The sequence below is a fragment of the Dietzia sp. CQ4 genome, assembly GCF_014145125.1.
GTDB lineage: Bacteria > Actinomycetota > Actinomycetes > Mycobacteriales > Mycobacteriaceae > Dietzia > Dietzia natronolimnaea.
This window is the reverse complement of sequence record NZ_JAALDZ010000090.1, coordinates 24,493-31,330: the sequence shown is the minus strand read 5'-3', so window position 1 is coordinate 31,330 and position 6,838 is coordinate 24,493. Positions and strand designations below refer to the sequence as shown.

The 6,838-nt window shown below is 69.8% G+C and carries 5 protein-coding genes; 4 read left to right on the top strand and 1 reads right to left on the bottom strand.

The annotated features are described in order from the left end of the window. Nucleotides 1–57 precede the first annotated feature (57 nt). A complete protein-coding gene (locus G6031_RS06145) occupies nucleotides 58–339 on the bottom strand; it encodes a hypothetical protein (RefSeq protein WP_182652768.1) in 282 nt (93 codons plus the stop codon). Nucleotides 340–497: 158 nt separating this feature from the next. On the opposite strand from G6031_RS06145, the gene G6031_RS06140 reads away from it, so the two are divergent. From G6031_RS06140 to G6031_RS06125, 4 genes are all read left to right on the top strand, one after another. Next, nucleotides 498–1,865, top strand: coding sequence for a cytochrome P450 (locus G6031_RS06140; RefSeq protein ID WP_241737222.1), 1,368 nt, complete (start codon nucleotides 498–500; stop codon nucleotides 1,863–1,865). A 160-nt stretch (nucleotides 1,866–2,025) separates the two neighbouring features. Beyond that, entirely contained in the window at nucleotides 2,026–3,294 is a 1,269-nt protein-coding gene (locus tag G6031_RS06135) for an alpha/beta fold hydrolase (RefSeq protein WP_182652767.1), read from the top strand. A gap of 153 nt (nucleotides 3,295–3,447) precedes the next feature. Next, nucleotides 3,448–4,746 carry an ATP-grasp domain-containing protein gene (locus G6031_RS06130; RefSeq protein ID WP_346034641.1) on the top strand — a complete coding sequence of 433 codons (1,299 nt, stop codon included), beginning with the start codon at nucleotides 3,448–3,450 and terminating at the stop codon, nucleotides 4,744–4,746. 78 nt (nucleotides 4,747–4,824) lie between these two features. Beyond that, the gene (locus G6031_RS06125; protein WP_182652766.1) at nucleotides 4,825–6,813 is read left to right on the top strand and encodes a hypothetical protein; all 1,989 of its coding nucleotides are present in this window, start codon (nucleotides 4,825–4,827) and stop codon (nucleotides 6,811–6,813) included. Nucleotides 6,814–6,838: the final 25 nt, after the last annotated feature.

Sequence of the window (6,838 nt, the reverse complement as noted above, 5' to 3'; positions counted from 1 at the left end):
CGGTCTCGCGGGTTACCGCTTAACTATGGGAGACACGCCCTAGTCGAAGCGGCGCACCTACCGGGGCCGGCGCCCGCCGAAGGCCCAGACGAGGGCATGCACCGCGAGCAGCGGGGCGATGAGTACCACCGCGCCCCAGCCCGTGGTGGCGACTGGCATCCAGTCGTCCCATGATGCGCGCATGGCGCCGAGGAAGTCCCCTCGCTCGGGCTCGGCAGGCTCAGGCGAGTCGTGCCCGGCGTCGGCGTCCCGTGGGTTGGCGAAGAGCCCTGCCACGTCCGCACCGTTCGCCGCGACGTGGAAGTCGGCGGGGCGAGGGGACTGCGAAGCGGAGTGCATGCCCGGGATTCGACGCCGGGGTCGCGGCGGATTGGGTGCGGTGCCGGGCGGCAGGGGAAGTCCTCGTCGTCGTCGCACCAACTGCGGCCACCACCGCATTTCCGGCACGTAGGCTGAACGGCGCCCCGCACTTCACCCGAGGCCGAGGATGCGATCCCATGGACAGCGTGACGGACAGGACGGTTCCCTCCGCGTCCGGGAGAAACCCAACCGGCGACGACGGCGCACCCCTGCTCCCGCCCGGCCCCCCGCTGCCCAGGTCGATCCAGGGCGTGGGCTTCGGCCTCGCCCGGCGCCGAGTGCTCCAGCGGCTGCAGGCGAGATACGGCGACGCCGTCACCGTGCACCTGCCCATCTACGGGCGCGCGGTGATCATCTCCGACCCCGCCCTGGCCAGGGATCTCTTCACCGCCCCGCAGCAGTCGCTGACCAACGTCGACCCCAATCTGGGCCGGGTCCTGGGGGAGCAGTCGATGTTCGCGCTCGAGGGCACCGACCACCGTCGGCGACGCAAGCTGCTCACCCCGCCTCTGCACGGCAGGCGCATCACGGGCTACGAGGCGGTCGTGGAGGAGGAGACTCGGCGCGAACTCGACTCGTGGATCGTCGGCCGTCCGTTCGCCTCAATGCCGTCGATGACGCGCATCACGCTGGACATCATCATCCGGACGGTGTTCGGCGCGCGGGACGACGAGCTCGTCACGCTGCGCCGCGTGATCCCGCCCATGGTGGAGGCCGGCTCGGCGGTGGTGATCACCCCGGAACTGCCGGGGCGCGTGGGCGCTGTGGGGGTGGGGTCTTTGGGCCCGCGCGGTCGGTTCGCCCGCTACAAGAAGGTGTACGACGACGCGATCACCGCACTCATCGCCCGGGGTCGCCGCGACGACCGACTCGACGAGCGCGACGACATCCTGGCGATGATGCTGCAGAGCGCCTACGACGACGGATCGTCCATGACGGACGAGGAGATCCGCGACGAGCTCACCGCACTGCTCGTTGCGGGACACGAGACCACGGCGACGACGCTCGCCTGGGCCCTGGAGCGGCTCAGCCGGAACCCCGCGGTGCTGGACGAGCTGGTCGCCGAGGTCGACGCCGGGGGGACCGACTACCGGCACGCGACGATCCTGGAGGTGCAGCGCAGCCGGCCGGTCATCGACCTCGCCGGACGCAACGTGCAGGCGCCGCACCTCGACCTGGGCCCGTGGCGCATCCCGCGCGGGTACAACGTGATGGTCGCGATCTCGCTGCTGCACGACGACAGCGTGCACTTCGCCGAGCCCGAGCGCTTCGACCCGACCCGCTTCCTCGACACCACACCACCGCCGGCCTGGCTGCCCTTCGGCGGCGGGACCCGGCGGTGCATCGGCGCGGCGTTCGCGACGATGGAGATGGACGTCGTGCTGCGCACCCTGCTGAGCATGTACGAGATCGTCCCGACGGACGAGCGGGACGAGAAGTGGCACTCCCGCGGCGTCGCGTTCGCGCCTCACCGAGGAGGGCGGATCACCGTCCGGCGTCGGTGACCCGGCGGCATCGTCCGTGACCCGGTGACCCAGTGACCCGGTGGCATCGTCGGCGGCCACCGCATCACGTCGGATTCACGCACGTGACGGGCACCGGGTGCGCGATGATGGGAGCGGCGATCCGACCAGGGATGACCACCAGTGACGACGAGGTGTGGACATGGCCACGAACACTTCACCAGATGCGACAACCCGGGCCGCGGACGGAGATGAAGGCCCCGGCGAGCCCACGCTCACCGCACTGGCCTTCCGGGACAGCAGGTTCGACGGCCAGTTCCTCCGCGTGCTGGACACCATCCCGACGGGCGGAGCCGACGTCGGGGAGGCGTTCATCACCGCGCGCAGGATCCCCGACGGGGACAGAGACGCCTGGAACGCCGAATGGAACGCACTCGGGGAACGGATTCTCGCGGATGCGGAGAAGAGTCTCGCCGCCGGTCACCGGGTGAGCGCGCGGGAGGGGTTCCTCCGCGCGACCACGTACTTCCGTATCTCCGGGGTCTTCATGTACGCCCCTCCGATGGATCCCCGGTTCGTCACGGCGAACGCACGTCAGAGGGACGCCTTCCGCAGAGCGGTCGAGTTGATGGACCATCCCTTCCAGCAGGTCACAGTCCCGTACGAAGGGGCCGAACTCGACGGCTACTTCGCGACCCCGCCCGGCCCGGGACCGTTCCCCACGGTGATCCTGGTCGGCGGATACGACGGCACGATGGAGGAGACGTACGTCGCCGGCGGTGTCGCGGCGTTGCGGCGCGGTTATGCCGTCCTCATGATGGACGGCCCGGGCCAGGGCGCGGCGCTGGTCGAGCGCGACCTGCACTTCCGGCACGACTGGGAGGCGGTCGTCACCGCTCAGGTCGACTGGCTGGTCGCCCGTCCGGAGGTCGACGCCTCCCGGATCGCGGCGATGGGCCGCAGCTGGGGCGGCCACCTCGCGCCCCGCGCCGCCACAGCCGAGCACCGCCTCGCCGCCGTGATCGCCGACGCCCCGCAGTACGCCCCGGGAGCCAACGCCTCGCTGCTCCTCCCGGAGGAGTACCGCGCCGACCTGGACACGGGGGACGACGATGAGCTGCTCAACACGGTGGTCCGCGCCGGGATGGAGCAGTCACCGGGGCTGAACTTCTCGGTGGGGCGGGGGATGCTCACGCACGGATGCGCGACCCCGGTCGACTACCTGCGCGAACTGAGGTCGTTCACGCTGGACGGCCTCGCCGACCGCATCGACTGCCCCGTCCTGCTGACCACCGGCCAGAACGACCCGCGCATCGTCGACGCGCAGAGTCTCTTCGACGCCCTCACCGCGCCCAAGACGATGATCGAGTTCACCAACGCGGAAGGAGCCGGTGAACACGACGAAGCGGGGGCAGCGGCGCTGTTCAGCCAGCGCGCGTTCGACTGGCTCGACACGGTGCTCGGACGGTAGGACCGACGGTCTGCCGGATGACTCGCCGATGGTGCGGCACCCGGCCCCACGCCGCCTCACCTGGGCGGCCCGTGCCTCCGGCCACAGGTCCCGCCTCCTTGGGTAGGTTGGTGGCCCACCAGCCCGCGCCCCAACCCAGGAGGCAATGTCAGCGTGCAGATCTCCACAGCAGAAACGACCACCACCGAGGCGGACAGGAGTTCGCTGGCGACGCAGGACGGCAACGAGAAGCGACGCGACCCGTCCAAGGGGTACGTGGCGCTGCTCGGCTGGGCGCCCAACGCGGTCGACGCCGTGGACCGGTTCGACCGCCGCTACGTCGTGGTGGCCCCGGACTGGGCCGAGGACTACTGCCGCCAGCACAACATCCCGTTCGTCCCCTGGAACTTCGAGCGACTCAACGACCGGTCCATGGAGATCGCCGAGACCCTCAAGGACATGGGCGTCGACGTGGCGATCCCGCTGTTCGAGGAGACCGTCGAGTGGGCGGGCGCGATCAACTCCATGCTCATGGACAACCCGACGCTGTACGGCCAGTCGCTGCTGCTGCGCGACAAGGCGCTGATGAAGCGCCGCGCCCAGCTCGGCGGGATCCGCGTGGGGATCTTCGAGGAGGCCCACGAGCGCGACGACGTGATCCGCTTTCTCAAGCGCGTCAACCAGACCCTGCTCAAGCTCGACGGCGACCCCAACGACCCGATCCACCTCAAGGCCTTCGACAAGGCCGGCTGCCTGGGACACCGCGTCATCCGCACCCCGGACGAGGTGGACACGATCCCCGACGAGGAGTTCCCGGTCCTCATGGAGTCCCACCTCGACGGCTGGGAGTTCGCGGTCGAGGCGTGGGTGCACAACGGCAAGATCGTGTTCCTCAACATCTCCGAGTACGTGACGCTCGGCTACTCGGTGTTCGTGCCGGCCTCGCCGGAACTCGAGAAGTACCGGCCGGAGATCACGCGGCAGATCGAGAAGCTCATCAAGACCTTCGACATCAAGTTCGGGTTCGTGCACCCGGAGTACTTCGTCACCAGCGACGGCGAGATGTACTTCGGCGAGGTGGCCTACCGCCCGCCGGGGTTCAAGGTCTTCGAGCTGCTCGAGCGCGCCTACGGCTTCAACGCCTACCAGGGCCTGGTGCTCGCGTTCGACCCCAAGACCACCGAGGAGGAGATCACCGCGTTCTTCCCGCGCGAGGTGGTCGACGCCACCGGGCACGCGGGCTGCTTCGGTGTCTACCCGCGGCGTCGTGTGGTCTCCACGCTCGAGATCCCCGAGGAGACCGAGGACCACGAGTACTTCGAATCCCACGAGCTCACCGCACCCGTAGAGGAGACCGTCACCAAGCGGACCGCCTTCGGCACCCACTGGGGCCTGGTCTACTTCTTCGGCGACGACGCCTACGAGATGCGGACCCTCCTGGCGCGCCAGGAGGAGCTCGACTTCTACGTGTGACGGGCCATCCGCTGCGACGGCGTGGGTACGGTACCGGGGGCGGGCACCCTCGCCCGGAGATCTGGAGAGTGAACCCAAGTGGCTAACGATGCGCCCGACGTGACGCGAGTACTCGACAAGCGGGTGGCCTCGCTCGTCGACGCGACCAGGGCCCTCGCCGACGCCGGGGACGTCGGCAAGTCCACGCCGAAGCGGCGCGTGCTCGACGGCCTGCGCCTGGTCCTGCTCCAGGACGGCGGCGCCCGGGCCGTGCAGTCGATGGCCCAGGAGCTCGAGTCCGCCGGACTGTACGAGGGGACGGACTGGGCGTCGCCGAGCTCACTGGTCCCGGCCCTGAGCGCCGGGTCGCTCCGCAGCCCCAACGCGGACACGGCCGTGATGGAGATCGTCAGCGACCTCCGCCTGGTCGCGGTGGCCAAGGGGGAGTACTCGCACCCCGATGTGTCGGCGGAGGAGGCGTTCCAGCATCTCAAGGAGGTGCTGGCCACCAACGCCTCGCTGTTGTTCACCGCGGCCACCGAGGCGGAGCGGGTGCAGCAGGGCCGGATGGCCAAGGTGACCCGCACGTCCCTGGCGCACATCGCCGGGGAGATCGGGTTCGACAGCGTCCTGGACCAGCTGGTGGAGGAGATCTGGCGGATCCTGCGCCAACGCCCGATCCAGGTCGATCACATCAAGCAGACCATCACGCAGATCGCCATCGCGCGCCACGACCCCGAGGTGGACACCAGCACCGGCGGGTTCGGCGTCGACCGACTGATCAGCAGCATCTTCGGCACCACCGAGGCGAGTCGGGAAGACCCCGGGGTGGACATCTACCGCTCCCGCCTGGAGTCGATGGACGAGGGAGCCCTGCAGTACGAGGCCGCCGGCTTCGCGCGGTCGATGCACGACACGGGACTGGTCTCGGCGTACCACCCCGTCCTGCTGCGGTTCCTGCGCGAGAAGGGCAGCTTCCTGCTCAGCGAGGCGCTCGGGCTGTCGAGCACCGGCCGCGAGAGCCTGTTGTGCTTCCACGGCCTCGTCGACGCGCTGATCGACGCGGCTGTCCACCCCGAGACCGCGCAGTCGGTCTACGGACTGGCGTTGCTGCTCGAGCGCGGGATCCTGTTCCAGCCGGCCGTCGCGCCCGCACTGTGGCGGCTGTTGGCCCTGCCCCTGTCGGACTACGCGAACGAGCGCCTGGCGCTGGCCTACGGCCCGGAGCATCCGGGCCGGATCTGGCTGCTGTCCGGGACGCTGTCCATGCTGGGCCAGCCCCTGGGCGTGGGTCAGGGCGACAATCCCACCTGCCAGTCCGCCCGCGCGCTGTCCATGTGGGCGTACAACGACCCCGACTACCTGCTGCAGACCATCGCCTGGGCGGCGCGGGACAACGAGGTGGTCATGCACTTCGAGGGCCGCCCACTGTCCTCCCGCGAGCTCGAGGCGGGCCTGGCGGAGACGCTTCCCCTCGACCTGGACCCGGTCTCCCTGCTCGTCGTGCCGCACCTGGACCGGATCTACGCCGAGATGGGCCGGCTCTGCGCCGACCGCGAGGGAGACCCCCACCGCTGGGTCAACCCCGAGTTCCACGGCTGGTGGGCCGCGCGGGGATTCCGCATCAACGTGGACGTGGAGTCCGGCAGGCTGACAGGGCTCGAGGACTTCCTGCGACACTTCTACGGCAGCTACCACCCGTTCCACAACGGCAACCAGCCGCTGATCCACCCGCAGCCCGCCGGCGTGGCCGTGACCGACAGCTCCGCGCGATTCGTGGGCTGGCACGCCATCACGATCCTGCGCGTGGCGCTGGATCCGGACGAGACCATGCGTGTCTACTTCTTCAACCCCAACAACGACAGCGGGCAGGACTGGGGCAACGGCGTGGTGGTGAGCACCGCCGGCAACGGCGAACGCTTCGGCGAGTCGTCGCTGCCGTTCGAGGAGTTCGCCTCGCGGCTCTACATCTTCCACTTCGACACCCTCGAGCCCGGCGAGACCGGGTCGGTGACGGCGGAGGAGATCGCCAGGGTGACCGACCTGATCCACTCGAGCTGGGGCGAGGACCGGCTGCCGGAGATCTGAGCCCGCCTCCGGAGACGCCGTACCC

What these genes read in the sequence shown, in the direction of transcription:
- G6031_RS06135 (WP_182652767.1), top strand. Translation starts at nt 2,026, where the DNA reads ATGGCCACGAACACTTCACCAGATGCGACAACCCGGGCCGCGGACGGA.
- G6031_RS06140 (WP_241737222.1), top strand. Translation starts at nt 498, where the DNA reads ATGGACAGCGTGACGGACAGGACGGTTCCCTCCGCGTCCGGGAGAAAC.
- G6031_RS06145 (WP_182652768.1), bottom strand. Translation starts at nt 339, where the DNA reads ATGCACTCCGCTTCGCAGTCCCCTCGCCCCGCCGACTTCCACGTCGCG.